This is a genomic window from Pseudomonas sivasensis (assembly GCF_021391435.1).
GTDB lineage: Bacteria > Pseudomonadota > Gammaproteobacteria > Pseudomonadales > Pseudomonadaceae > Aquipseudomonas > Aquipseudomonas sivasensis.
The window spans coordinates 1531441-1557644 of the sequence record NZ_CP090029.1 but is presented as its reverse complement, the minus strand read 5'-3'; the positions used below and the strand labels follow the sequence as shown (position 1 = coordinate 1557644).

The window sequence follows — 26204 nt, the reverse complement described above, 5'->3', positions numbered from 1 at the left end:
TCACTACGCTCAAAAATATTAAGGATCGGCAAACAGCGGCCGATAAAAATAACAGTCAGGTATTTTGCCAGAGCTGAGCGTCGACCGAGAAAAATGTCAGACATTCTCCCCCTAACCATCGGTGTACTGCCGACCCATAACCATTACGGCCTGCGCAATACTCAAGCGCTGGCCGGGGTGAGTCATGTGTGGCAAGACTTCTTCGCCCGAGCGCTGGCCGAGCAGCTCGGCGATACGCCGGGCGCGCTGGCCGCCCAGGCGCCGGCACCGGTGGACCCTGCGGTAGAACCCCACGAAGGCGCCGACCTGCTGTCGCAGATCCTCACGCAGCGTGAGTGCGACGTGAAAGACACTGAAATCGCTCCGCCTGAGCCACTTTTCCTGCCGATCGCCGAATTCGAAACCGAGTTGCTGCCACCGGCTGCGACTCCGTTCCCGGACGAAGAAATCGTCGCCCAGCAGCGCCAACAGAACTTCGAAAGCAGTTGGGTACGCCCCATCGTCCTCACCGCAGGCCAACCGCTGCCCGAGCCTAGCCCGGCGCCGCAACCTCGCCCTCTGCACCTGCCGATCGCGGAGTTCGAACTGGACTTGCTACCGCCGCCCGCCACGCCGTACCCGATCGAAGAGCTGGTGGCCCAACAAAAGGCCTTGGACTTCGACTACCACTGGGCACGCCCACTGATCGCCAACAACCTGCGCCTGGCCGCCTGAGCCTCAGCGACACACCCACCAACGCCCCATGTCCAGATGGAAATGGTTGCGGTGCGCGGCGTTGTAATCCGGGCTCAACACCACGTTGAAATCATCACAGGCACCATCGCGCACCTGACGTAAAAACCGTGCGCTGGCGCCCTCCCCCGGCCAATCCTTGAGCACGCTGATACTGCGCCCATCCGCCAGCCGAAACCCGGCGATATCCAGGGCATTGGCCGAAGCATGCTGGCTGAGCCGCCCCTCGGCCCGACCATAGATATTGCGGCAGGCAAAGCTGCCCAGGTGATCGACCCGCGTGACCGCCTGGCCAAACACCGCCTGCGCCGCCGGTTGCAGGCTGTGGCGCTCAAACAGTGCGAACGCCACCGCCAACGGGCAACTGGCGAGAAAGCTGCTGCTTAATGCCACTTCTGCGCCCTGCACGCGCAAGGTATTGCGCAAAGGGCAGGCGGCGTCTGCGGGCGTGTCCGCCTGATGACTGACACGCAGACCGGACGTTTTCAGCACCTCGTCGCACAACGCCGGATCCTCCTGCAGGCGACCCAGTTTGTAGCGGGTCAACAGGTTCGGACTGGCACGCACGTCGAGCGGCGCCCACGGGTTCCACTCAGCGGGCAGCGGCACCCAGCCTCGCCATACGCCCACGGCAACTGCACCGCCGAGCAGCAGCAACACGCCCAATATTTTGAAAAAACGCACCGCTTAGCCCTTGAAGAACTGATTGGCCGTGCTGAAGGGCATCGAGCGTTCAGTAAAGCTGAACGTGCCCAGTTCATAGACTTCCTGGGCCGCCCGGTAGAATTCACCATAAGCCGCCAGCGCCATGGCCGATCCCACGCTGATGCGCTTCACTCCCATCGCGCTCAATTGCGCCACGCTGAGTTTCAGCCCACCGGACATCAATACATTCACAGGCTTTGGCGCCACGGCCTTGACCACCGCCAACACCTCATCGGCGCTGCGCAAGGCCGGCGCATACAGCACGTCGGCACCCGCTTCGGCGTAGGCCTGCAGACGGCGAATGGTGTCAGGTAAATCCAGGCGACCATGCAGGAGGTTTTCCGCACGGGCCGTCAGGGTGAAGGGGAATGGCAGACTGCGAGCGGCGGCGACGGCGGCTTCCACACGTTCCACTGAGAGGTCAAAGGGGTAGATCGGGTCGGCGCTGATACCTGTGGCATCTTCGATGGAGCCGCCGACAATGCCGCTGGCAGCAGCGCGCAGGATGGTTTGTGCACAGCCTTCGGGGGTATCACTGAAGCCGTTTTCCAGGTCGGCTGCCACCGGCAGTGCGGTGGCCTTGGCGATCATGGCGGCATTGAGCAAGGTGTCTTCCAGGGACAACGCCCCTTCCGCATCCGGGCGCCCCAGGCTGAACGCGTAACCCGCACTGGTCGTGGCGAGAGCTTCAAAGCCGAGGCTGGCGAGCATTACTGCGGAGCCTGCGTCCCAAGGATTGGGCATCACGAAGGCGCGGTCGCGCTCATGCAAGGCCTTGAAGGTTTCGGCGCGTCGGGTTTGGGCATCCATGACTGAATCCTGGCGAAAAAAGGAGCCTTAGAGTAACCCCAGTTGTTCGACTTCGGGTTGCCGATCCAATGTCGGCAACGCGGGCAAGCCAGGCAGACGCGCCATCAGCTGGGCGTGGAAGCGCAGTGCCAGCTGCGCGGCGAGCCGGTTATCCGAGGTGTGCAGGAACACATAGGGCGTGCGGCCCTCTTCGATCCAGCCGGCAATTTTCTCCACCCATGGGATCAGGAATGGGTCGTTAGCCTCAAGCTCGGGATGGCCAATAAATCGCACTTGGGGAAACTGGGTCAGCGCGGCCGGGCGTGTGGGCACCTTGGGCTTTTTTGATTGGGCATGCAGCACCGCTGCCGATGTGGACGTGCAACTGAACAATGCGCGCGGGTCGAGGCAGATACGTTCGACGCCACGGTCGCGCAGCAGACGGTTGAGCATGCGCTCGGCATCGCCCTTGGCGAAGAACTCCGGGTGGCGCACTTCCACTGCCAGCGGGCGCTCCAGGCCATCAATAAAACCGGCCAGTTCCGCCAGGCGCTGCGGCGAGAAACTCGCCGACAGTTGCAGCCACAACGGCGAAACCCGCTCACCGAGCGGGCTCATCAAACTGACAAAGCTTTCTGCCGCTGGCAATTGCTCACGCAAGTCGCCGCCATGGCTGATATCACCTGGAAACTTGGCTGTGAAACGAAAATCGTCGGGCATGATGTCGGCCCAGCGCTGCACGGTGGCGGCCGAAGGGCGGGCGTAGAACGTGGTATTGCCTTCAACCGCATTAAAGACTTGGGAATAGAGGGCAAGGTAGTCGCTGGAGCGTGTATCGGCGGGATACAGGTACTCGCGCCAGGCGTTTTCGCTCCAGGACGGGCAACCGAGGTAGTAAGGCAGGCGCATCAGATGTGGATGTCGAGGCCCAACACTTCCATATCCCATTCGACAAAGCCGGCGGTGGTCAGGTAGCTGGCCAGGGCAGTGGCAACGCTTTTGCTCATCGAGCGCGGGAAAACCATGTCTTGTTGACGGGCGGGAAGACCGCTGATTCGTGCTTGAGCGTTGGACTGTGCATCGGGCTGGACTTCGATGAAGTCCGGTGAGTCTTCGACGGACTCGTCTACCGTGACGTTCGCCTTACGTGGCTTACGTTTGATTGGGTAGGACTGTGAGGAAAAGCCGTCTATACGCATCGATGCGAACTCGGTATCGGTGATGGCATTTTAGTGGCGCAATCCGTAGCGCGCAAATGCTCTGGTGATAACTAGAACACATAATTTGAAAAAGGTTTAAAACCCGTGGCAAATTCTGACGATTGGCGACTTTTGCCTCACATTGCCATCATTTTTGGCGTCAAATAATCCCGCGTTCGGCTTTGGTTTGAGCCACTTTATCGCGTAGATAAACCGGCGCAGCCTGATCCGCAGGAATCGCCTCGCCACGCTCAAACGCGAAGCGCGCCAGGGTCAGCAGATCTTCCGCGTGAGGCAACATGGCGGCGTCCTGGCCAACCCGTTGAACGCCGATACGCTCGCCGTAGCCCCAGCCAGTGCCAGCACCAAACCAGTCGCCGCTAGCATCGTCCGGCAATACGGACGATTCCGGTGACTGCACAGCTTCCACGCCCACCAGACGCATCTCGCCAGCGGTTTCGCGGTAGCAACCCCAATAGACCTCATCCATCCGCGCATCAATGGCAGCTGCGACTTGCGAAGCGCCATGCTCACGCAATGCGCGTTGAGCCAGCACCGCAAGGTTGGAGACCGGTAATACCGGGCGCTCCAGGGCAAATGCCAGGCCCTGGACTACGCCAATGGCGATCCGCACACCGGTAAACGCCCCCGGACCACGACCAAAAGCGATGGCATCGACAGCAGCCAGGGTGGTGCCCGCCTCTTCCAGCAGTTGCTTGATCATCGGCAACAGCTTCTGCGCGTGCAGGCGCGGGATCACCTCGTAGTGGCTCGTAACGATGCCATCGTGCAGCAAGGCAACGGAGCAAGCTTCAGTCGCGGTGTCCAGGGCCAGCAGGGTGCTCATCGGTGTGGGTGTCCAAGTCGAAAAAAAGTGCGCCAGTATAAACAACAACGGCCCGCAAGCGGGCCGTTGTTGAGCGAGCCGATCGAAGGATCAGCTCAGTGCTTGCAGCACCTTGGCAGTGATGGCTTCTACCGAGCCAACGCCAGGGATGTGGCTGTACTTCGGCTTGCCCTGGGCAGCGGACAGCTTCTGGTAGAAATCTACCAATGGCTTGGTCTGCGAGTGGTAGACCGACAGGCGATGACGCACGGTTTCTTCAGTGTCGTCTTTACGCTGCACCAGGTCTTCACCGGTGACATCGTCCTTGCCTTCAACCTTCGGCGGGTTGTAGACGACGTGGTACACGCGGCCCGAGCCCTCGTGAACGCGACGACCGGCAATACGCTGGACGATTTCTTCGTCTTCAACGGCGATTTCGACCACAGCATCCAGCTCAACGCCGGCCTTCACCAGGGCTTCAGCCTGGGGAATGGTGCGTGGGAAGCCGTCGAACAGGAAACCGTTCTTGCAGTCTTCCTGGCTGATGCGTTCCTTGACCAGGTTGATGATCAGGTCATCGGAGACCAGGCCGCCGCTGTCCATCACGCTCTTGGCGATCAGGCCCAGCTCGGTGCCAGCCTTGACGGCCGCACGCAGCATGTCGCCGGTGGAGATTTGTGGAATGCCGAATTTTTCAGTGATGAACTTTGCCTGAGTACCTTTACCGGCCCCGGGAGCTCCCAGCAGAATGACGCGCATCGATGTGCTCCTCAATTTTTTATATAGAGATGACGCTCGGATTCACCGCGTGGGGGCAAATCTCGTAGAAGTATGGCTCGTAAAAATAGGATTCCGGCCGCCCAAACGGCCAAAGGCTGATCAAGATACACAGCAGGCCTTAACCACACAAGCCGCCAAAAGTCGCAGGAACCGCGCCCGGCATGCGCCATAGGTAGGGTGTGCCTGAGTGCAACCCGACGCTATAAACGCCGACCGCCCTTTTCCGGACGGTCGTCGTGGTTTATCTGCAAGCCCTTGAGAACACGCAAAAAACCTCAGCCGGTGTTGCGCAACCCGGCGGCAATACCGGCCACGGACACCAGCAGCGCCTGTTCCAGAGGGCTGTCCTGCGCCGCTTCCTGCTGGCGCGAACGTGCCAGCAACTCAGCCTGCAACAGGTGCAAGGGATCAAGGTAGGTGTTGCGCAGGCGAATGAACTCCAGGGTGTCAGGGCTGTGGGCCAGCAGTTGCGACTGGCCAGTCAGGCCAAGCACCACGTCACACGCCTGCGACAATAGGTCGCGTAAGTGCACCCCCAATGGCAACAGATCCGGCTGCACCAGGCGCTCGTCATAGAGACGCGCGATATCGGCATCCGCCTTGGCCAGGACCATTTCCAGCATATCGATACGGGTACGGAAGAACGGCCACTGCTCACGCATCTGCCCCAGCAGTTCACCTTCGCCGCGCTCTAACGCCTTGCTCAACGCCGCTTCCCAGCCCAGCCAGGCAGGCAGCATCAGCCGAGTCTGTGTCCAGCCGAAGATCCACGGGATGGCGCGCAGACTTTCTATACCACCAGCACGGCGCTTGGCTGGACGACTGCCCAACGGCAAACGGCCGAGCTCCTGCTCGGGGGTGGACTGGCGAAAATATTCAACGAACTGCGGATTTTCCCGCACCACCGCACGGTAGGCGCTCACACCATCGGCGGCCAATTCGTCCATCAAGTGGCGCCAGGCTGGCTCGGGTGGGGGCGGTGGCAGCAGCGTCGCTTCCAAAACGGCGGCCAGGTAAAGATTGAGGTTCTGCTCGGCGATATCCGGCAGGCCGAACTTGAAGCGGATCATCTCGCCCTGCTCAGTGGTACGGAAACGCCCTGCCACCGAGCCCGGAGGCTGCGACAGGATCGCGGCGTGTGCCGGGCCGCCGCCACGGCCGACGGTGCCACCGCGACCATGGAACAACAGCAGTTCCACCTGTTGCTCGCGGCAGATATCCACCAACCGTTCCTGCGCGCGGTATTGCGCCCACGCAGCAGCGGTGGTGCCGGCGTCCTTGGCTGAGTCGGAGTAGCCGATCATCACTTCCTGCGGGCCCTGCAAACGCGCACGGTAGCCCGGCAGCAGCAACAGCTGTTCGATCACGGGACCGGCGTTATCCAGGTCGGCCAGGGTTTCGAACAGCGGCACCACGCGCATCGGCCGTTGTACGCCCGACTCTTTAAGCAGCAATTGCACGGCGAGCACATCCGACGCGGCGCCGGCCATGGAGATGACATAAGAACCCAACGAGGCAGCCGGCGCGGCAGCCACTTCCTTACAGGTGTTGAGTACTTCGGCTGTGTCCGCCGACGGTTTGAAATAGCCCGGCAGCAGCGGTCGCCGGTTGGCCAATTCCTTCATCAGGAAGCTGATGCGTGCGTCTTCGTCCCACTCGTCGTAACGACCGAGGCCCAGGTAATCGGTGATTTCGGTCATGGCCGCCGAATGGCGACTGGAATCCTGGCGCACATCCAGCCGCACCAGAAACAGGCCGAAGGTCACAGCACGGCGCAGGCAATCAAGCAGCGGACCGTCGGCGATCACACCCATACCGCACTCATGCAGCGACTGGTAGCACAGCTCCAGCGGTTCCAGCAGGTCGCGGTTGTTCTGCAACACCTCGGCCGGTGCCGGCGTGCTGCTGCTCAATGCGGTGTGCGCCCATTGGCGTGTGGCTCGCAGACGTTCGCGCAGTTGCTTGAGCACGGCGCGGTAGGGCTCGACGCTGTCGCCAACCTTGGCCTGCAACGCCGGGCTGGCCTTTTGCATCGACAGTTCGGAGGCCAAGTGGTCGATATCGCGCAGGTATAAGTCAGCGGCCATCCACCGTGCGAGCAGCAACACTTCACGGGTGACCGGCGCGGTCACATTCGGGTTGCCGTCGCGGTCGCCGCCCATCCACGACGCAAAACGAATCGGCGCGGCTTCCAAAGGCAGACGCAGGCCAGTGGCGGCATGCAGGGCCTGGTCAGCCTTGCGCAAATAATTGGGGATGGCGTGCCACAGCGAATGCTCAATCACCGCAAAGCCCCATTTGGCTTCGTCCACCGGAGTGGGTCGGGTGCGGCGGATTTCTTCGGTGTGCCAGGCTTCGGCGATCAACCGTTGCAGGCGTTGGCGGATCTGTTCACGCTCAGCCGTGGTGAGGTCGCGGTGATCTTGCAGCGCCAGTTGCGCGGCGATGGCATCGTATTTCTGGATCAGGGTGCGGCGCGCCACTTCGGTGGGGTGGGCGGTGAGGACCAACTCGATCTCCAGGCGCCCCAACTGGCGGGCCAGGGATTCATTGCTATGGCCTTCGCTTTGCAAACGCGCCAGCAATTCAGGCAACACACGGGATTCGAACGGTGCCGGCTGCGACTCGTCACGCCGGTGAATCAACTGGTACTGCTCGGCGATATTGGCGAGGTTCAGGAACTGGTTGAACGCCCGGGCCACGGGCAGCAGTTCGTCCTCCTGCAACTGGTTGAGGCTGGTGCTCAGCTCATCACCGGCACCCCGGCGGTCAGCCTTGGCGCCTTTGCGGATCTGCTCGATCTTGTCGAGAAAATCATCGCCATACTGCTCTCGAATGGTGTTGCCCAGCAGTTCACCCAGCAGGTGAACATCCTCACGCAAGCGTGCATCGATATCACTCATCAGCCAATCTCCAGCCAGAAATCCGGGACGCGCAGGCCTGCCAGAGTGCCGTCAGCATCGTTTTATGACAAGACTTTAAACCTTGCGGCTTGCAGCTAGTCTCAACTGTGAGCCGCCGCATTATCCACGCGAGCGACTGGTCACTCATCACCGCCTGCCATCGCGGGCTTTATTGAGGTTGCCATGAAAATTCGAGAACTGGCCCAGCATTGGGAAGAGAACGCTAAGGGTCGTTTGACCAAGACCGAGTACGCCATCCATCTTGATGTAGAGGCCGCCGCACGGTTGGCGGCCATCGCCGAGATGTACCCCAAGCGCAGTACCGAAGAACTGCTCGGTGAGCTGATCGGCGCGGCCCTTGAAGAGCTGGAAGCCAGCTTCCCCTACATCAAAGGGCAACACGTCATCGCCACCGATGAAGAGGGCGATCCGCTTTATGAAGACGTCGGCCCTACGCCACGTTTTCTCACGTTGTCGCGGCGCTATCTGCATGACTTGTCGACCAGCGTCGACGAATCCAAGCACTAACCCCCGTCTATCTACCCCTTGTATTCCGGGCCTCCAAGAGGCCCGGCGTACTTCTGCGCGCAGCAAAAGTTCCATTTTTTTACGCTGACCGTTCAGTCAGTTATTTTTTTAGGCAAATCGCCATCTTCTCTGAACTATTCAAAAAAGCCTCCGGTCACAGCCAGTAAGCCATCACTTGGAACAGCCGTTTGAATAGGTGCCCCGCGCTTAACCGCCAGGCCCACAGCCGCTGACCACCTGCGATGGATTTTGAAGTTTTTCAGGAGTTATCCAATGGAGTTGAAGACGATGAAGACCAGCACTGCCAAATCCTCGTTTAACCACCTGCGCGGGCTTAAATTGGCCGCGCTGGCAATCGGCACCAGCTTCGTTCTGGCGGGCTGCGCCGGCAACCCTCCGACTGAGCAATACGCAGTAACCCAGTCCGCGGTGAACAGCGCTGTCAGCGCCGGCGGCACCGAGTACGCGGCCGTAGAAATGAAGTCGGCCCAGGACAAGCTCAAGCAAGCCGAAATCGCCATGCATGACAAGAACTACGACGAAGCCCGTCGCCTGTCCGAGCAAGCCGAGTGGGACGCTCGCGTTGCAGAGCGCAAAGCCCAGGCCGCCAAAGCCGACCAGGCTGTGAAGGACTCCCAGAAAGCTGTTCAGGAGCTGCGTCAGGAAGGCATGCGCCCGGCTGCTATCCAGCAGAAATAAGCCGCTGCCCCTGATTGCATTGCACCCGATATCGAATTGAAAGGACGACATGACTATGCGTAAACAATTGATGATCCCTGCCCTGCTGGCGATGAGCGTTGCACTGGCGGCTTGCTCCACCCCGCCAAACGCGAACCTGGAAAATGCACGGACCAACTTCTCGGCCCTGCAGGCCAACCCGAACGCCACCAAAGTAGCGGCTCTGGAAACCAAGGACGCTCAGGACTGGCTGGACAAGGCTGACAAAGCCTATCGCGACAAGGAAGACCAGAAGAAAGTCGACCAACTGGCCTACCTGACCAATCAGCGCGTTGAAGTGGCTAAAGACACCATCGCGCTGCGCGAGTCCGAGGCCAAGCTGAAAAATGCTGGTGACGAACGCGCCCGCGCCCTGCTCGACGCTCGTGACGCTCAGATCAAGCAACTGCAAGACAGCCTGAACGCTAAGCAAACCGATCGCGGCACCCTGGTGACCTTTGGTGACGTGCTGTTTGCTACCAACAAGGCCGATCTGAAATCCAGCGGCCTGGTAAACATCAACAAGCTGGCGCAGTTCCTCCAGGAAAACCCGGATCGCCAAGTGATCATTGAGGGTTACACCGACAGCACCGGCGCTGACGCCTACAACCAGAGCCTCTCGGAGCGCCGTGCCGCTTCGGTTCAGGTTGCGCTGATCAAGATGGGCGTTGACCCACGCCGCATCGTGACCACCGGCTACGGCAAGGAATACCCGGTTGCCGATAATGGCAGCGTGTCGGGCCGTGCCATGAACCGTCGTGTTGAAGTGACCATCTCTAACGATAACCAACCAGTGAAGCCACGCTCTTCCGTCGCTAACTGATTGATTAACGCTGGATAAGAAAACCCACCTTACGGTGGGTTTTTTTTGGGCTCATCGAACTGGACCGTTCGATGCGTATCCTCAGCGGGCAGCTCTATCTTCGCGCCATAAGTATTGTGTGACAGCTTGTCCATCATTTGCTGGAGTTCATGGTCCTGAGCATCCAGCCGTTGCAACGACTCATGCCCCCTCGCCATGTCCAGCATGTTGCGTATTGCAGCAATAGTGATCGCCACGTTTTCGGCCCCGATCTGTGTAAGTCATACCGCATTCAGTGGTTGCTGGCGCGATACGGTTCCAGATATTTCAGTTCAGTACGGGGGCTGCAGCTGCACGATCTACGGGGGCGAGTCGTAAATCGTGAGGTTTTAAGAGGGCTTACTGCTGCAGTTGTGGCGTTTCCTGCCCCATACAACGTACTGCCTGTTTCTTGTTGTTTACCAGCACGCCACTGAGGCCTTTCTGCTCGGTGTCGAACATCACCAGCACGCCATCGACGCACTGCGCCACCTGGGCCGCCGGGGTCAAAGAAATTTTGTAGTCCTCGCCAGGCACGGTTTTGAGCATGGTGAAGTCACTGAGCAACAACGCATCTTCCGGCTTGGCGAAGTGCAGGTAGCCGTAGTACCACAGGCAGCCGACGGTGCCGATGATGGTGCCGATGCCGGTGAGAATCAGCGGGATCATGTTGCGTTCTTCGCTCATTGCGGGCTCTCTGATCAGTCAACTTTAGGAATGGGGTAGTTCGGAATTTCGCCCAGGCGGCGTAGGCCGTTGAAGTGCTGCGGGTCATCCAGGTAGCGCAGCATCACGGTTTGCCAGGTCTTGTCGGCAAAGGTCTGCACATGACCGCCTCGGGTCAATTGCAACACTCTGGGCGGTGGCGCCGCCTGGTACAGACGGATGCCATTGGAAAGCGGCACGATCGGGTCATCCAGGCTGTGGAACAGCAGTTTCGGCACGCCGGTCAGCCGAGGCATGGCGTTGATCGCACTGTCGGCGTCGGGGACCAGCCAGGACAAGGGCACTTGAAACGGCCATGTTAGCCAGGAGGTACTGAGGGCGAATTGTCCTACGTCACGATAACTGGCTGGCACACCATCCAGTACCAGCGCCTTAAGCCTGGCCTGACGCTCCGGATGCTCTGCCAGGTAATGCACGGCCAGCGCACCGCCCAGGCTCTGGCCGAGAACAATCAGCGGCGGGCCCTGGGTTTCGGGGGCTTTGTCGATCCAACTGAACGCTGCATCCACATCCTGATAGATCGCAGGCAAGGACGGTTTGCCTTCTGACAACCCGTATCCGCGATAGTCCACCAGCAGCACCTGATAGCCCTGCTCCGGCAACCACCAACTGCCCCCCAGGTGCCAGGCCAGATTGCCGCCGTTGCCGTGCAAGTGCAGCACCGTGCCTTTGACGGGCACGCCAGCCTTGGCCGGCAGCCACCACGCGTGCAGCTTCACGCCGTCGGCGGTGGTGAGGGTGACGTCGCGGTATTGCAAGTGCGCTTTTTCGGGCGTGAACGGCAGGCCGGGTTCGGGGTAGAACAGCAGGGAGCTGCAACCGTTCAATGTGAGTAGCAGGCATAGAATGCCGAGGATTCTCATCCGTTGAAGCCTCGTGATTAAGATGAAATTGACCGTCTGTTGAAGATTCAATGTGGGAGGTGGTTTGCGCCGTCCCACATTTAGACCCGGTTTCTTCAGAGGATATTGGAGTAATCCGCCTCGATCCGATCCAGGCTCAAGTGGTTGAGGAAGTTGGAGAAGCACATCCACGCCGCCAATGCGTTCATGTCGCGGAACTGTTCAGGCAGGTACTTGGGCGGCACCACCAGGCCTTCGTCCACCAGTTGGCGCAGGGTACGCATGTCTTCCAGAGTGGTCTTGCCGCAGAACAGCAACGGCACCTGTTCCAGCTTGCCTTTGCGCACGGCCAACTGGATGTAGTTGTAGACCATGATGAAGCCCTTGAGGTAGGACAAATCCTTGGTAAACGGCAGTCCATTGGGCACCGAGCCACGGAATACGCGACTGGCGTTGCCATAGCTTTCAGCGATTTCAAAGCCTTGCTCGCGGAAGAATTCGAACACCTGCAGGAAATCGGCGCCCTCCTCCACCATGTGGATAGCGCGCGTGCGGTTGGTGAGTTTGCGCAGGCGACTCGGGTAGGAGGCGAAGGTGATGATCTCCATCAGAATCGCCAAGCCTTCCTGGGTCACCGTGGAAGACGGCGGGCCTTTGGACAGGAAAGTGCAGATCGGCTGGTTCTGGCCGTTGAGGGTAGTGCCGACGTGCACCAGGCCTTCATGGACTTCCAGGGCGCGCACGTCGCGATTGTTGAACATCGCATCGGCGCGGATCTTGATGTAGTCGGCCCCCGCCGCTGCATCCGCAACGATGCCGTCGGACTCGAACACGCGAATGGTTTCTTCCGCCTCGCCGAACACCTTGTTCAGGCGGGTTTGCAGCAGGGCGACGGCGTCCTTGGCGGTGAGGGTCTTGGCTTCGTCCTTGAGGTCGCCACGGCCGTCGATGTTATTCAGGTAGTCGGAGAGCATCAGGCCCAGGTCGGCCAGGGTTGGGTCGCCGGCGTGGAACGCATCGGAGGCGGCGCCGTACAGCTCTTGGGAGATCAGGCCGAAGTCCTCGGTGCCGCGCGCTTCGAGCATCCGCACCACCATGCGGTACTCGCGGCACATGCGACGCATGATCTGCCCCACCGGGCTGAACTGGCCGAGGCGACGGGTGATGTCACGCTCGATATTCTGGAATTCCAGCTTCACCGCACTGGAGTCAAACGACAGCGGCCGGTTCAGGTAATAGTCGCGGTCTACGGCAGGCATTGCCTTGCCCTTGGCCTTGAGGAATCCCTGGCGAATAGTGTCGTCCCATTTGACGGCGTCGAGGACGCGAATCGGTGTCTGTGCCAGCACAATGCGATCGGACAAGGTGCGTATCGTCTGCTGGTAATCGTCCACCGGGTGCTTCCTTCTTTAAACGTTATTTGCCCGCACGCTGATAGCGCGCGGCTTCAACGAACACATCGGCATTGGCCGGGTCATCCAGGTAGGCGAATACCCGGTCCATGGGGCTGTCCACCAACACCCCGTCGCCTTCGACGGTTTCTACGGTGCCTCCATCCAATGCCTGTTGGCCGATGGCTTGGCGGATCTGCTCCAGATCCAGGTTGTAGACCACCAATTCGTGCTTTTCGTCGAATTCGAAGCCGGCCAGGATAAAATTCCCACCGAACTTTGTAGGCAACGGCGCCGACAGGTACCACCGGTTGCCATGGCGCGACACAGTAAACAGGTACTCATCGCGCTGGCCCGGCGCCGCTTTAGGGTAGCTCACGGCTTTGTAGCGGTGCTCACCGGCGCGAGTGATGTGTAAGTTGAGCGGCTCACCCCATGCATTCTTGCTGGACCAGTGGCCCAGCAACTCATTCGGCGCCGCTTCACGGCTTGCCAGCGGCTCCTTGAAGGTCACCAAACAACCGCTGAGCAGCAGGAACGACAAGGCGATTAGCGCGATACGCCAGGTTTTCATCAGACACCCTCCGGTGTCAGACCGAGGCCAACACCAAATGCATGTAACGCTTGAGGATCTCAAGCATCTCTTCACCGGTCAGAGGCTCTGCGCCGCCCAACAGGCCCTGATATTCCATCCGACTGATAATCGCCGTCAACACCTTGGCGTCCTGCTGCGGCTCGCGGGAGCCCAACACCTGGAAAAACTGCCCGGTGCCCTGCAATAAAATCTGCTGATGGGAACGCACCAGTTCGGCCAGGCGCGGGTTCAATAGCGCTTCCTGACGAAACGCCTGTTCAGCCATGAGGTGTTCGCGACGGTTGGTCAGTTGGCGCAGCACATAGTCGGCGGTCAGGCGCGCGATGTCATCGGCCAATTGCGAACGTGACTCCGGGCTGCCATCGCCGTAGGCAACCATCTCGCGCAACAGGCCTTCGTTACGTACCCACAGCTTGCCCATGAAGGCAGCGCTGCGTTCGACGTACTGCGCGAAGGTGTCGGTCAGCAGGTCATCGATGTCTTTGAAGTAGTAGGTGGTCGCCGACAACGGCACGCCCGCTTCCGCCGCCACCGCCCGATGGCGCACGGCTCGTACGCCCTCACGCACCACAATACGCATGGCCGCATCGAGAATGTCTTGCCGCCGTTGCTCGCTGCCCCGACGACTGGCCTTACGGCCCTGGTACTGGACGCTTTCAGCCACGGCAGCTGCAATGCCGGCGGCGCCTTCTTGTGCGATTACGCGGTTCACGACACACATCCTTGAATAGATCAAAACCTGGCGCTGTTTGCTTGACGCTTAAAAACGCCCCATAAAAAAGCCGCCTTATAAAAGGCGGCTTCGGATTTCGCTAGAGTTACGCTTGCGGCCGCATGTGCGGGAACAAGATCACATCGCGGATCGACGGCGAGTTGGTCAACAACATCACCAGTCGGTCGATGCCGATACCTTCACCGGCGGTTGGCGGCATGCCGTATTCCAGGGCGCGTACGAAGTCTGCGTCGTAGTGCATGGCTTCGTCGTCACCGGCGTCCTTATCGGCCACCTGAGCCATGAAGCGCTCGGCCTGGTCTTCCGCGTCATTCAACTCGGAGTAGGCGTTGGCGATTTCGCGGCCACCAATGAACAGCTCGAAACGGTCAGTGACGTTCGGGTTGTCATCGTTGCGACGGGCCAGCGGCGAGACTTCGAACGGGTACTGGGTAATGAAGTGCGGCTGTTCCAGCTTGTGTTCGACCAGCTCTTCGAAAATCATCACCTGCAGTTTGCCCAGGCCTTCGAAGCCCAGCACCTTGGCGCCGGCTTTCTTGGCGATGGCACGGGCTTTGTCGATGTCGTTGAGGTCGTCAGCGGTCAGCTCGGGGTTGTACTTGAGGATCGAGTCGAACACCGACAGACGTACGAACGGCTCGCCGAAGTGGAACACCTTGTCACCATACGGCACGTCGGTGCTGCCCAGGACCAGCTGTGCCAGTTCGCGGAACAGTTCTTCGGTCAGGTCCATGTTGTCTTCGTAGTCGGCGTAGGCCTGGTAGAACTCCAACATGGTGAATTCTGGGTTGTGACGGGTCGAGACACCTTCGTTACGGAAGTTGCGGTTGATCTCGAAGACCTTTTCAAAACCACCCACAACCAGACGCTTCAGGTACAGCTCCGGCGCGATACGCAGGAACATTTCCAGGTCCAGGGCGTTGTGGTGGGTTTCGAATGGCTTGGCTGCGGCACCACCGGGGATGGTTTGCAGCATCGGGGTTTCGACTTCAAGGAAGTCACGCGCCATCAGGAAGCTGCGGATGTGGGCGATGACTTGCGAACGCACGCGGAAGGTCTGGCGCACGTCTTCGTTGACGATCAGGTCAACGTAGCGCTGGCGGTAGCGCTGCTCGGTGTCGGTCAGGCCGTGGTGCTTGTCCGGTAGCGGGCGCAGGGACTTGGTCAGCAGGCGCACGCTGGTCATCTCGACGTACAGGTCGCCCTTGCCGGAACGGGCCAGGGTGCCTTCGGCGGCAATGATGTCGCCCATGTCCCAGGTTTTCACCGAGGCCAGGGTTTCTTCAGGCAAGGTCTTGCGGTTGACGTAGACCTGGATGCGACCGGTCATGTCCTGGATCACCATGAACGAGCCACGGTTGAGCATGATGCGACCTGCCACTTTGACCGGGATCGCAGCCTCTGCCAGCTCTTCCTTGGTCTTGTCCGCATACTGTTTCTGCAAGGCATCGCAGTAGTTTTCGCGGCGGAAGTCATTGGGGAAGGCATTGCCCTTCGCGCGCTCGGCAGCAAGCTTTTCCTTGCGCAGGGCGATCAGGGAGTTTTCTTCCTGTTGCAGGGCTTGCGGGTCGAGTTGTTGGTCGCTCATGTCTTTAAAATTTCCATCAGGTTCGTTGTCCCCGGCCTGCGGCCGGGGATCGCCGGCAAGCCGGCTCCTACAATCTTTATTACAAGCCGGACTTCAGGCTGGCTTCCAGGTATTCGTCGATATCGCCGTCGAGCACCTTGTCGCAGTCGCTGCGTTCGATGTTAGTGCGCAGATCCTTGATCCGCGACGCATCGAGCACATACGAACGGATCTGGTGACCCCAGCCGATATCCGACTTGGTGTCTTCCAGCGCCTGGGAAGCGGCGTTGCGCTTCTGCATTTCCTGCTCGTACAACTTGGCCCGCAGCATTTTCATGGCGGTGTCCTTGTTGGCGTGCTGGGAACGTTCGTTCTGGCAGCTGACCACGGTGTTGGTCGGTACGTGAGTAATACGTACGGCCGAGTCGGTGGTGTTTACGTGCTGACCACCAGCACCAGAGGAACGGTAGGTGTCGATACGCAGGTCGGCCGGGTTGATCTCGATTTCCACCTTGTCGTCGATCTCTGGCGAGACGAACACCGCGGAGAACGAAGTGTGGCGACGGTTGCCGGAGTCGAACGGGCTCTTGCGCACCAGGCGGTGCACGCCGATTTCGGTACGCAGCCAGCCAAAGGCGTATTCACCCTTGATGTGCACGGTCGCGCCCTTGATGCCAGCCACTTCACCGGCCGACAGCTCCATGATGGTGGCGTCGAAGCCGCGTTTGTCGGCCCAGCGCAGGTACATGCGCAGCAGGATGTTGGCCCAGTCCTGGGCTTCGGTGCCGCCGGAACCGGCCTGGATGTCCAGGTAGGCGTTGTTCGGGTCCATTTCATGGCTGAACATGCGGCGGAATTCGAGCTTAGCGAGGTTTTCCTCTAGACGGGCCAGCTCGGCGATGACATCGCCCACTGCGCCTTCGTCGTTTTCTTCGACGGCCATGTCCAGCAGGTCACGGCAATCGGCCAGACCGGTGTTCAGTTCGTCGAGGGTGTCGACGATCTGCGCTAGCGCAGCGCGCTCGCGGCCCAACTCTTGGGCGTATTCAGGTTTGTTCCAGACACTCGGATCTTCAAGCTCACGATTGACTTCGGTCAGACGCTCATGCTTTTGATCGTAGTCAAAGATACCCCCGAATAGTTTCGGAGCGCTCGGACAGGTCCTTGATGGTGTTCAGGATCGGGTTGATTTCCATGGCGGGCAGCACTCGTTGGCGAACTTTTGAAAGCCGGCGAGTATAACGGCAAACGGGGGGGAGCGGCAGCCCGCCTGGCGAAAAGGCAGACTACGCTGGGTTAAATGTGGGAGGGTGCTTGCTCTCGATGGCGGTGCATCAGGTGACTGACCCTCCGCTATCGGGGGCAAGCCCCCTCCCACATGTTGATCGGTTGCGGCCTCGATTCACTCGATGCCGACCTGATTACGCCCATTGTGTTTGGCCGTATACAAGCCCTTGTCCGCCGCCAATATCAGTTGCCGACAATCCGTACCCTGCTGCGGCGTGGTGGTCGACAGGCCGATGCTGATCGTCAGGCTGGAGCCTTCTGCCGGGGCGATATGCGGGATTTTCAACGCCGCGACGGCCATGCGCAGCTTTTCGGCCACCAGTCGCGCGCCTCCCGGTGAGGTGTTCGGCAGCACCAACGCAAACTCTTCACCACCGTAGCGCGCCGGCAGGTCCGAAGGGCGACTGCTGGCATCGCGGATGGTGGCGGCAACTTTGCGCAGGGCTTCGTCGCCTTCGACGTGACCGAAGCTGTCGTTATAGGTCTTGAAGAAGTCCACGTCGATCATCAGCAGCGACAGTTGGGTCTGGTCGCGCATGGCGCGGCGCCACTCCAGTTCCAGGTATTCGTCGAAGTGACGGCGGTTGGACAGCCCGGTAAGGCCATCGGAGTTCATCAGGCGTTGCAGCACCAGGTTAGTGTCCAGCAACTGTTGCTGGCTGACCCGCAGCGCGCGGTAAGCCGCATCGCGCTGCAGCAGCGTCATGTAGGAACGCGAGTGATAGCGGATGCGTGCCACCAGTTCGATGTTGTCCGGCAGCTTGACCAGGTAGTCGTTGGCCCCCGCCGAGAACGCCGCGCTCTTGATCAGCGGGTCTTCCTTGGTGGATAGCACGATGATCGGGATGTTCTGCGTGGCCGGGTGATTACGGTAATCGCGCACCAGAGTCAGGCCATCGAGGCCGGGCATCACCAAGTCCTGCAGGATCACCGTCGGCTTGATGCGGATAGCCTGGGCAATCGCCTGGTGCGGATCGGCGCAGAAGTGGAAATCGATGTTTTCTTCATGGGCCAGGCCGCGTCGGACCGCTTCGCCGATCATGGCCTGGTCGTCGACCAGCAACACCATGGCGGCATTTTCGTCGGTCTTGATGTCGTCGATCTGTAAATCATTCATCTGCAGTCACCTGAATTACTACCTGCAAGCCAGCATCGCGCAAGGTCATGTTCATTGTGCAAAGACCTCCAGTAATCGGGGCGCAATTCTGTCCAGAGGGCGAATTTCAACAGCGGCATCAATCGCCGCCGCCGCTTTGGGCATGCCATACACCGCCGAGCTCTGCTGATCCTGGGCGATGGTCAAATAACCTTGTTCACGCAATAACTTAAGGCCCTGAGCCCCGTCACGACCCATGCCGGTCAGCAGTACGCCGACGGCGTCACCATTCCAGTGGCTGGCCACGCTTTCGAAGAACACGTCGATCGAAGGCCGGTAAATCTCGTTCACCGGCTCTGCGGTATAGGCTAGCGTGCCGTTCTTCAATAGACGAATGTGGTGATTGGTACCGGCCAGCAAGACCACACCGCTTTGCGGCGGTTCGCCTTCGCGGGCCAGGCGCACCGGCAGCCCGGAAGCACTGCTGAGCCATTCGGCCATGCCGGCGGCAAAGACCTGGTCCACATGCTGCACCAGCACAATGGCGGCGGGAAAGTCACGGGGTAAACCCTTGAGCAGGATTTCCAGGGCAGCCGGGCCACCCGCCGAAGAGCCGATAGCCACCAAACTCTGGCGTTTGCCGGAGGTGCGCGCTGACGTGGTTTCGGTGCGCACGCGGCTGCCGCGCTGGCCGATCAGCCAGCCGATGTTGAGGATTTTGCGCAGCAGCGGTGCCGCCGCATCCTTTGGATTGCCCACGCCGAGCGTCACCATTCCAGTGGCTGGCCACGCTTTCGAAGAACACGTCGATCGAAGGCCGGTAAATCTCGTTCACCGGCTCTGCGGTATAGGCTAGCGTGCCGTTCTTCAATAGACGAATGTGGTGATTGGTACCGGCCAGCAAGACCACACCGCTTTGCGGCGGTTCGCCTTCGCGGGCCAGGCGCACCGGCAGCCCGGAAGCACTGCTGAGCCATTCGGCCATGCCGGCGGCAAAGACCTGGTCCACATGCTGCACCAGCACAATGGCGGCGGGAAAGTCACGGGGTAAACCCTTGAGCAGGATTTCCAGGGCAGCCGGGCCACCCGCCGAAGAGCCGATAGCCACCAAACTCTGGCGTTTGCCGGAGGTGCGCGCTGACGTGGTTTCGGTGCGCACGCGGCTGCCGCGCTGGCCGATCAGCCAGCCGATGTTGAGGATTTTGCGCAGCAGCGGTGCCGCCGCATCCTTTGGATTGCCCACGCCGAGTGCGGGCGTGTCCACCACATCCAGGGCGCCGTGGCCCATGGCTTCGAACACCCGGCTCATATTGGCCTGGCGGTCGACGGTCACCAACAGGATCGCGCACGGGGTCTCGGCCATGATCTGCCGCGTGGCCTCCACGCCGTCCATCACCGGCATGATCAGATCCATCAGGATCAGGTCAGGCGTCAACTCAGCGCAGCGCTGCACTGCCTCCAGACCATTGCCGGCCACCCACACCACCTCGTGCGAGGGCTCGAAATTCAAGGCGCGGCGCAAGGCCTCCACGGCCAGGGGCATGTCGTTGACGATCGCAACCCTCATGACCGCGCGCCCCCAATCAGCTCCACGACGGCGTCCAGCAACGCGTCGTCGTGGAAGCTGGCCTTGGCCAAGTAATAATCGGCGCCGGCATCCAACCCACGGCGACGGTCCTCTTCACGGTCTTTGTACGACACCACCATCACCGGCAACGATTGCAGGCGAGTATCACGGCGCAAGAGTGTGACCAATTCAATACCGTCCATGCGAGGCATATCAATGTCAGTGATCAGCAGGTCGAAGTCTTCGGAACGTAAGGCGTTCCAGCCGTCCATACCGTCGACCGCAACGGCCACTTCGTAGCCGCGATTAAGCAGCAATTTACGTTGCAACTCACGCACGGTGAGCGAGTCATCCACCACCAGTACGCGTTTGCGCGGAGCCTCGGTGACCTGCTGGCTGCGCCGGGCAATGCGTTCCAGGCGCCCGGTGTTGAGCAGCTTGTCCACCGAACGCAGCATGTCTTCCACATCGACGATCAACACCACCGAGCCGTCATCCAGCAAGGCGCCGGCGGAAATATCCTGGACCTTGCCCAGGCGGTCATCCAGCGGCAACACCACCAGGGTACGCTCGCCGATGAAACGTTCCACGGCGATACCGTACACCGCATCGCGCTCGCGGATCACCACCACCTTCAAGGTCTCGTCATTGGTCTGCCCCGGCGGGCGCTGTAACAGCTGGCTGGCGGCGACCAGGCCAACATGCCGCCCCTCGTGCCAGAAATGCTGTCGGCCTTCGAGTTGCACAATGTCGTCGGGGGCCAGGTCACACATACGTTCTATATGTGCCAGCGGGAACGCATAGGCTTCTTCGCCAACTTCCACCACCAGGCTGCGCACCACCGAAAGGGTCAGCGGCACCTCCAAGTGAAAACGACTGCCCTGCCCCGCCGTCTGCTCCAGCACCACCGCGCCGCGCAACTGGCGGACCATATGCTGCACCGCATCCAGTCCGACGCCGCGCCCGGACACCTCGGTAACCTTGTCGCGCAGGCTGAAACCCGGCAGGAACAGGAACGTCAGCAGTTCCTCTTCGCTCAGGTTCAGCACGGTCTCCAGGGTCGACAGATGCCGGTCGACAATGGTCCCGCGCAGGCGCTCCAGGTCGACGCCGTTGCCGTCGTCGCTCAGTTCCAGCACCAGTAAACCGGCCTGATGGGAGGCACGCAGGCGGATCAAGCCTTCGGCGGGTTTGCCGGCCAGCAGGCGCTGGTCGGGCATTTCGATGCCGTGGTCGACGGCATTGCGCAATAGATGGGTGAGTGGCGCTTCGAGCTTTTCCAGCACGTCACGGTCGACCTGGGTCTTTTCGCCCTCGATCTCCAGGCGCACCTGCTTGCCGAGGCTGCGGCCGAGGTCGCGCACCATACGCACCTGCCCGGCCAGCACATCGGCAAACGGACGCATGCGACAGGCCAGCGCAGTGTCGTAGAGCACCTGAGCGCGCTGCCCTGCCTGCCAGCCGAACTCATCCAGCTCGGCAGTTTTTTCCGCCAGTAAGGCCTGCGCCTCGCTCAGCAGGCGACGGGTATCAGCCAGGGCTTCCTGGGCTTCGAGGTTCAGATCCAGAGTCTTGAGGTGGCCGTCCAGTGTGTCCAGGGCGCGCACGCTATTGCTTTGAATACGTTTGAGGCGCTGCATGCTGGCCAGATAGGGCTTGAGCCGCTGGGTTTCCACCAGGGATTTGCTCGACAGATCCAGCAGACTGTTCAAGCGCTCGGCGGTCACGCGCAACACGCGCTCGCCGCCTTCGGTCATGCGCTTGCCCTGACGCGGCGGATCGCTGGCAACAGGGGGAGCGGGCTCGGGCTCCGGCGGCAATTCTTCGATGACCGGCGCGGGTGCAGGCTGGGACACGACAGGCGGTGGCGCAGCTTTGGCGGTGGGCTGCGACGGATCCAGCAGGCGCTCCATCAACGCCACATAAGCGTCGATGTCCGCTGGCCCCACGGTGTTTCCCGGGGTGGCGATGCGCATCAGCAGGTCGGTGCCTTGCAGCAAGGCGTCAATGTGTTCGGGTTGCAGGTACAGGCGACTTTCCTGGGCGCTGACCAGGCAATCCTCCATGACGTGGGACACGCTGACACCCGCATCCACCCCCACGATCCGCGCCGCGCCCTTGAGCGAATGGGCCGCGCGCATGCAGGCTTCAAGCTGATCGGCCTGGGTCGGGTTACGCTCCAGGGCCAGCAGGCCCGCGCTCAGTACCTGGGTCTGTGCATCGGCTTCCAGGCTGAACAGTTCCAGCAGCGAGGCGTCGCGCATCTGGTCGGGGGTCATGTGAGGCTCCGGGTCACGGCGGACAACAATTGCGCCTCATCCAGCCAACGCAGGCTGCGGCCCTTCCATTGCAACACGCCCTGAGTAAAGCGTGCGCTGGCCTGGGAGCCAGGCGCCGACGCAGCGTTCAAGGTGCGCTCATCGATGGCATGGATGCCGTCCACTTCGTCCACCGGTACCACCACTGGGCCATCCTGCGCGGCGATGATCAACATACGTGGCATGATCCGCCCGCCACTGGCGCCGTGACCGGTGTTGTCCAGGCCGAGCAGCTCCACCAGAGACAGGCACGCCACCAGCGCCCCCCGCACGTTCGCCACGCCGAGCAAGGCGCGGGAACGCTGGTGCGGCAGCGAGTGAATCGGTTGCAACGGAGCCACCTCCACCAGGCAGCGGGTGGCGATGCCCAACCACTCTTCACCGAGACGGAACATCAGCAACGAGCGGGTGACGATCTCTTCGTCGACTTCAACTGCAGCGGCCGGACGACGGTCGTCCTGCTGCAGGGCGTAGCGATCCAGCAGGCGCGTGGCGGCCGCTGAGTACACCGCACAGTTGCGGCAGTGGATATGGTCCACCAGCAGCGGGCAGGACTTGTCGCCGTGGATACCGATCCGGTTCCAGCAATCGTCGATGGCCTGGGTGTCGGCCATAGTCAGGTCCAGGCCGGCGGTGTCGAGCGCGTCGGGGCTACTCATCGTTTGGACTCACTGTCTGCTCGCTCGCTACGGGCGGCCCGCGCTTGCAAACGGCGCGCCCCCGCGCTGTCGCCCTGGGATTCGAGCAACGCGGCCAGGTGAATCAAGGCCTGCGGGTGCTGAGGTTCCAGGTACAAGGCTTTCCGATAAAACCCCTGAGCCTCCAGGGCGCTGCCGGCCACATCGCTGAGCAGCCCCAGCCAGTAGAACACCTGGGCGGCTGGCGGGTGGCTGTTCAAATACTGCTCGCAGGCGACACGGGCCTCGGCACTCTTGCCTTCGTTGGCCAAGGTGGCGATGCGGCTGAGCAAGGTACCCGCGTCGGAAGGCGGCGGAGGCTTGATCGGCACCACTTGGGCGCTCGCGGTACTGAACGGCCTTGGCTTGACGGGGATGGGCGCCGCGCTGCGCTGAGGGCTCGGTATCGGCACGAATACCGGCGCCGGCAGGTTAGGTTCGGCGTGCCGACTAAAGGCGAAAGACTGCGGCACCCCGATCGAACGCATGCCATGCCGGCCCAGCAGGCTGCCCTCGGCCGGGCCGATAAACAGTACGCCGTCTACGTGGGTCAGGCCCTTGAGCACATCGAACACTTGCTTCTGCGTCGGCTGGTCGAAATAGATCAAAAGGTTGCGGCAAAACACGAAATCGTAGCTCGCCTCGTTCGCCAGCAGCGTCGGGTCCAGTAAGTTGCCGACTTGCAGGCGCACTTGTTCGCGCACGCGGTCGGCGATGTGGAACCCGTCGCTGTGTTCAGTGAAGTGGCGATCGCGAAAGGCAATATCGCTACCGCGGAACGAGTTCTTGCCATACACCCCGCGCCGCGCACGCTCCACCGACAGCGGGCTGACGTCCAAGCCGAGCACCTTGAACTGATGCGGCGCCAGGCCGGCATCGAGCAGGGCCATGGCAATCGAATAGGGTTCTTCGCCGGTGGAGCACGGCAGGCTGAGGATGCGCAGTGCGCGCATCTGCTTGATCTCGGCCAGGCGTGCAATCGCCAACCGGGCCAAAGTCGCAAAGGATTCGGGGTAACGGAAAAACCACGTCTCGGGAACGATCACCGCTTCGATCAGTGCTTGTTGCTCGTCGTGGGAGCTTTGCAGGCGCTGCCAGTATTCGCCTGGCGTCTGCGCCTGCACGGCCTGGCTGCGCTGGCGCACGGCGCGCTCGATAATGGCCTCGCCGACCGACGCGACGTCCAGGCCGATACGTTCCTTGAGGAAGGCAAAGAAGCGCGGGTCGTTGCTCATACGCTCAGCTCGGCAGAAAACAACAGGGCGCGCACGTCATCGGTGAGCACGTCATTCACGCCGATCCATTGCATCAGGCCCAACGCATCCTCACGCACCGGCCCCAAATAGCGCGCCTGGGGGTTCTCCAGGCCATAGGGCTGAAATTCCGCGGGATCGCAACGCAGGGTATCGGTGGCCTGCTCGAGGATAAGCCCCAACCGGCGAGACTCGACCCAGGGTTGCGGCTGGTAATTGACCAACACCAACCGCGTGCTGGTACGCGCCTGGGCCGCCGTACCGAAGGTCAGCGCACTCAGGTCGATGACCGGCACCAACGCTCCGCGATGAGCAAAGATACCCGCCACCCAAGAGGGCGCATGGGCAATGGGTTTGAGCGGCAGGCGCGGCAGCACCTCGGCCACTTCGGTGGCCTTGAGGGCATAACGTTCACTGCCGATGTGAAACACCAGGAACAACGCCTTTTTCGCTGCCGGGACGGCGCCGCGTTTAGCCGCGAGGTCGCTCATCACACTTTGAAACGCGACACGCCGCTGCGCAGACCCACCGCAACCTGGCTCAGTTCATCAATGGCAAAGCTGGCTTGGCGCAGGGATTCGACGGTCTGGCTGCTGGCATCACCCAACTGCACCAGCGCGTGGTTGATCTGCTCGGCGCCGGTGGCCTGGGCCTGCATGCCCTCGTTGACCATCAACACCCGCGGCGCCAAGGCCTGTACCTGATGGATGATCTGCGACAGTTGCTCGCCCACTTGCTGCACTTCGAACATGCCGCGGCGCACTTCTTCGGAGAATTTGTCCATGCCCATCACACCAGCGGAAACCGCCGACTGAATCTCACGCACCATCTGCTCGATGTCGTAAGTGGCCACGGCGGTCTGATCGGCCAGACGACGCACTTCGGTGGCGACCACGGCAAACCCGCGGCCGTATTCACCGGCTTTTTCCGCTTCGATGGCGGCGTTCAGGGACAACAGGTTGGTCTGGTCGGCGACTTTGACGATGGTCACCACCACCTGGTTGATGTTGCCGGCCTTCTCATTGAGGATCGCCAGCTTGGCATTCACCAGGTCGGCGGCCCCCATCACCGAATGCATGGTCTCTTCCATACGCGCCAGGCCCTGCTGGCCAGAACCGGCGGCCACCGAAGCCTGGTCGGCAGCGGTGGAGACTTCGGTCATGGTACGCACCAGATCTTTGGAAGTGGCGGCGATTTCCCGCGAAGTGGCGCCGATCTCGGTGGTGGTCGCGGCAGTTTCGGTGGCGGTGGCCTGCTGCTGCTTGGAGGTCGCCGCAATCTCCGTCACTGAGGTGGTGACCTGAACCGAAGAGCGTTGCGCCTGGGAAACCAGAGCGGTGAGCTCGGTCATCATGTCGTTGAAGCCGGTTTCTACCGCGTTGAATTCGTCCTTGCGCTCCAGATTCAGGCGTTTGCTCAGGTCGCCAGTGCGCATGGTGTCGAGGATTTCGACGATGCGCTGCATCGGCGCCATGATCGCGCGCATCAGCAGCAGGCCGCACAGGCCGGCGGCGAGGACGGCGATGATCAGCGACACGCCCATGCTGATCTTGGCCGACAGAACGGCGTCGTCAATCGCCGCGGTGGCGCGATCAGAGACGTTTTTGTTCTCCGTAATAATGTCATTGAGCTTCATGCGACCTTCGATCCAGATCGGCGTGAGTTGCTCTTCAAGCAACTCGCGTGCAGCGGGCAGGTCGTTGTTCTGGACGCGGTCCAGCAACTGCTCAAGGACCTTGTTGTAATTGATGTGTGCAGCTTTGAAGTTATCGAACTCCATGCGATCAGCCTGGCTGCGCACGGTTTTTTCGTAATTGGCCATCTGTTGCTCAATACGCGCTTCGAAGGCCTTGTAGTCGGCCTTGTCGGTATTGGTGAAGGTTTTATCCTCACGCAGACCAATGATGTCGATGGTCTGAAGGTAACTGTCGACCCACGCGCTGCGGATCATAGAACTGAGATAAACCCCCGGTACCGCATCGTCCCGGACGGCTTCCTGACTGGTTTCGATCTTCAGCAACCGTGAGTAGGAGACCACAACCATTAACAGCATGATGGCGATAATGACCGCAAAACTTGCCAGGATGCGTTGGCGCAAGGTCCAGTTCTTCACAGTAATTCCTCGAAGGGCC

25 protein-coding genes and 2 pseudogenes are annotated in these 26204 nt (G+C 60.9%); 4 read left to right on the top strand and 23 right to left on the bottom strand.

Features of this window, described 5'->3' with window-relative positions; all coding sequences use genetic code 11:
* Nucleotides 1-93: 93 nt before the first annotated feature.
* Nucleotides 94-714 carry an energy transducer TonB gene (locus LRO94_RS06935; protein WP_122680270.1) on the top strand — a complete coding sequence of 207 codons (621 nt, stop codon included), beginning with the start codon at nt 94-96 and terminating at the stop codon, nt 712-714.
* A gap of 3 nt (nt 715-717) precedes the next feature.
* Here the strand turns inward: LRO94_RS06935 and LRO94_RS06930 are convergent, their stop codons facing one another.
* The 7 genes from LRO94_RS06930 to ppc all read right to left on the bottom strand — a co-directional run bounded on the left by LRO94_RS06930 (nt 718) and on the right by ppc (nt 7934).
* Nucleotides 718-1416 (bottom strand): extensin-like domain-containing protein, encoded by a 699-nt coding sequence (locus tag LRO94_RS06930; protein ID WP_032891703.1) that lies wholly within the window; start codon nt 1414-1416, stop codon nt 718-720.
* Between the two features lie 3 nt (nt 1417-1419).
* Nucleotides 1420-2247 carry an isocitrate lyase/PEP mutase family protein gene (locus tag LRO94_RS06925; protein WP_032891704.1) on the bottom strand — a complete coding sequence of 276 codons (828 nt, stop codon included), beginning with the start codon at nt 2245-2247 and terminating at the stop codon, nt 1420-1422.
* A gap of 27 nt (nt 2248-2274) precedes the next feature.
* Complete coding sequence (locus LRO94_RS06920; RefSeq protein WP_179179454.1) at nt 2275-3135, bottom strand: DUF72 domain-containing protein; 861 nt, start codon at nt 3133-3135, stop codon at nt 2275-2277.
* The gene (locus LRO94_RS06915) at nt 3135-3425 is read right to left on the bottom strand and encodes a hypothetical protein (RefSeq protein WP_095183991.1); all 291 of its coding nucleotides are present in this window, start codon (nt 3423-3425) and stop codon (nt 3135-3137) included. The genes LRO94_RS06920 and LRO94_RS06915 overlap by 1 nt, the downstream gene beginning before the upstream one ends.
* 160 nt (nt 3426-3585) lie before the next feature.
* Nucleotides 3586-4272 (bottom strand): tRNA (adenosine(37)-N6)-threonylcarbamoyltransferase complex dimerization subunit type 1 TsaB, encoded by a 687-nt coding sequence (gene tsaB / locus LRO94_RS06910; protein WP_032891708.1) that lies wholly within the window; start codon nt 4270-4272, stop codon nt 3586-3588.
* Nucleotides 4273-4362: 90 nt separating this feature from the next.
* Nucleotides 4363-5010, bottom strand: coding sequence for an adenylate kinase (gene adk, locus LRO94_RS06905; protein ID WP_003172225.1), 648 nt, complete (start codon nt 5008-5010; stop codon nt 4363-4365).
* 296 nt (nt 5011-5306) lie between these two features.
* The gene (gene ppc / locus LRO94_RS06900; RefSeq protein ID WP_032891709.1) at nt 5307-7934 is read right to left on the bottom strand and encodes a phosphoenolpyruvate carboxylase; all 2628 of its coding nucleotides are present in this window, start codon (nt 7932-7934) and stop codon (nt 5307-5309) included.
* A gap of 183 nt (nt 7935-8117) precedes the next feature.
* On the opposite strand from ppc, the gene LRO94_RS06895 reads away from it, so the two are divergent.
* The 3 genes from LRO94_RS06895 to LRO94_RS06885 all read left to right on the top strand — a co-directional run bounded on the left by LRO94_RS06895 (nt 8118) and on the right by LRO94_RS06885 (nt 10002).
* Nucleotides 8118-8462 carry a hypothetical protein gene (locus LRO94_RS06895; protein WP_032891710.1) on the top strand — a complete coding sequence of 115 codons (345 nt, stop codon included), beginning with the start codon at nt 8118-8120 and terminating at the stop codon, nt 8460-8462.
* A 273-nt stretch (nt 8463-8735) separates the two neighbouring features.
* Entirely contained in the window at nt 8736-9161 is a 426-nt protein-coding gene (locus tag LRO94_RS06890) for a DUF4398 domain-containing protein (protein ID WP_032891711.1), read from the top strand.
* A gap of 55 nt (nt 9162-9216) precedes the next feature.
* Nucleotides 9217-10002, top strand: coding sequence for an OmpA family protein (locus LRO94_RS06885; RefSeq protein ID WP_032891712.1), 786 nt, complete (start codon nt 9217-9219; stop codon nt 10000-10002).
* Between the two features lie 29 nt (nt 10003-10031).
* Here LRO94_RS06885 and LRO94_RS06880 read toward each other — a convergent pair whose 3' ends face one another.
* From LRO94_RS06880 to LRO94_RS06805, 16 genes and pseudogenes are all read right to left on the bottom strand, one after another.
* Nucleotides 10032-10238 (bottom strand): hypothetical protein, encoded by a 207-nt coding sequence (locus LRO94_RS06880; protein WP_032891713.1) that lies wholly within the window; start codon nt 10236-10238, stop codon nt 10032-10034.
* Nucleotides 10239-10380: 142 nt separating this feature from the next.
* Complete coding sequence (locus LRO94_RS06875) at nt 10381-10707, bottom strand: hypothetical protein (protein ID WP_003172217.1); 327 nt, start codon at nt 10705-10707, stop codon at nt 10381-10383.
* Between the two features lie 14 nt (nt 10708-10721).
* A complete protein-coding gene (locus LRO94_RS06870) occupies nt 10722-11609 on the bottom strand; it encodes an alpha/beta hydrolase (RefSeq protein ID WP_032891714.1) in 888 nt (295 codons plus the stop codon).
* 95 nt (nt 11610-11704) lie between these two features.
* Nucleotides 11705-12982: a flavohemoglobin expression-modulating QEGLA motif protein gene (locus tag LRO94_RS06865; protein ID WP_032891715.1), complete on the bottom strand. Its 1278-nt coding sequence runs from the start codon at nt 12980-12982 to the stop codon at nt 11705-11707.
* Nucleotides 12983-13004: 22 nt separating this feature from the next.
* Nucleotides 13005-13553 carry a hypothetical protein gene (locus tag LRO94_RS06860; RefSeq protein WP_032891716.1) on the bottom strand — a complete coding sequence of 183 codons (549 nt, stop codon included), beginning with the start codon at nt 13551-13553 and terminating at the stop codon, nt 13005-13007.
* A gap of 16 nt (nt 13554-13569) precedes the next feature.
* Entirely contained in the window at nt 13570-14286 is a 717-nt protein-coding gene (locus LRO94_RS06855) for a TetR/AcrR family transcriptional regulator (protein ID WP_032891717.1), read from the bottom strand.
* A 106-nt stretch (nt 14287-14392) separates the two neighbouring features.
* Complete coding sequence (gene lysS, locus LRO94_RS06850; RefSeq protein WP_032891718.1) at nt 14393-15895, bottom strand: lysine--tRNA ligase; 1503 nt, start codon at nt 15893-15895, stop codon at nt 14393-14395.
* 79 nt (nt 15896-15974) lie between these two features.
* A protein-coding gene (prfB, locus tag LRO94_RS06845; RefSeq protein ID WP_099601257.1) for a peptide chain release factor 2 occupies nt 15975-17070 on the bottom strand; the annotation gives its coding sequence in 2 pieces (ribosomal slippage) (nt 15975-16997 and nt 16999-17070; 1095 coding nt in all).
* Between the two features lie 206 nt (nt 17071-17276).
* The gene (locus LRO94_RS06840) at nt 17277-18278 is read right to left on the bottom strand and encodes a diguanylate cyclase (RefSeq protein WP_032891719.1); all 1002 of its coding nucleotides are present in this window, start codon (nt 18276-18278) and stop codon (nt 17277-17279) included.
* A 51-nt stretch (nt 18279-18329) separates the two neighbouring features.
* Nucleotides 18330-19022 (bottom strand): annotated as a pseudogene (locus LRO94_RS06835) (chemotaxis protein CheB); the annotation flags it as partial.
* A pseudogene (gene cheB, locus LRO94_RS06830) lies at nt 19021-19824 on the bottom strand (chemotaxis-specific protein-glutamate methyltransferase CheB); the annotation flags it as partial. The pseudogenes LRO94_RS06835 and cheB, both read right to left, overlap by 2 nt.
* A complete protein-coding gene (locus LRO94_RS06825) occupies nt 19821-22103 on the bottom strand; it encodes a hybrid sensor histidine kinase/response regulator (RefSeq protein WP_122680275.1) in 2283 nt (760 codons plus the stop codon). The gene LRO94_RS06825 and the pseudogene cheB, both read right to left, overlap by 4 nt.
* Nucleotides 22100-22801, bottom strand: a complete 702-nt coding sequence (locus LRO94_RS06820) for a chemotaxis protein CheW (protein ID WP_179179455.1) — start codon at nt 22799-22801, stop codon at nt 22100-22102. The genes LRO94_RS06825 and LRO94_RS06820 overlap by 4 nt, the downstream gene beginning before the upstream one ends.
* Nucleotides 22798-24054 carry a CheR family methyltransferase gene (locus LRO94_RS06815; protein ID WP_032891723.1) on the bottom strand — a complete coding sequence of 419 codons (1257 nt, stop codon included), beginning with the start codon at nt 24052-24054 and terminating at the stop codon, nt 22798-22800. Before LRO94_RS06815 ends, LRO94_RS06820 begins: the two co-directional genes overlap by 4 nt.
* On the bottom strand, nt 24051-24563 hold the full coding sequence (locus LRO94_RS06810; protein WP_032891724.1) for a chemotaxis protein CheW: 513 nt from the start codon (nt 24561-24563) through the stop codon (nt 24051-24053). The genes LRO94_RS06815 and LRO94_RS06810 overlap by 4 nt, the downstream gene beginning before the upstream one ends.
* The gene (locus LRO94_RS06805) at nt 24563-26185 is read right to left on the bottom strand and encodes a methyl-accepting chemotaxis protein (protein WP_122752563.1); all 1623 of its coding nucleotides are present in this window, start codon (nt 26183-26185) and stop codon (nt 24563-24565) included. The genes LRO94_RS06810 and LRO94_RS06805 overlap by 1 nt, the downstream gene beginning before the upstream one ends.
* Nucleotides 26186-26204 lie beyond the last annotated feature (19 nt).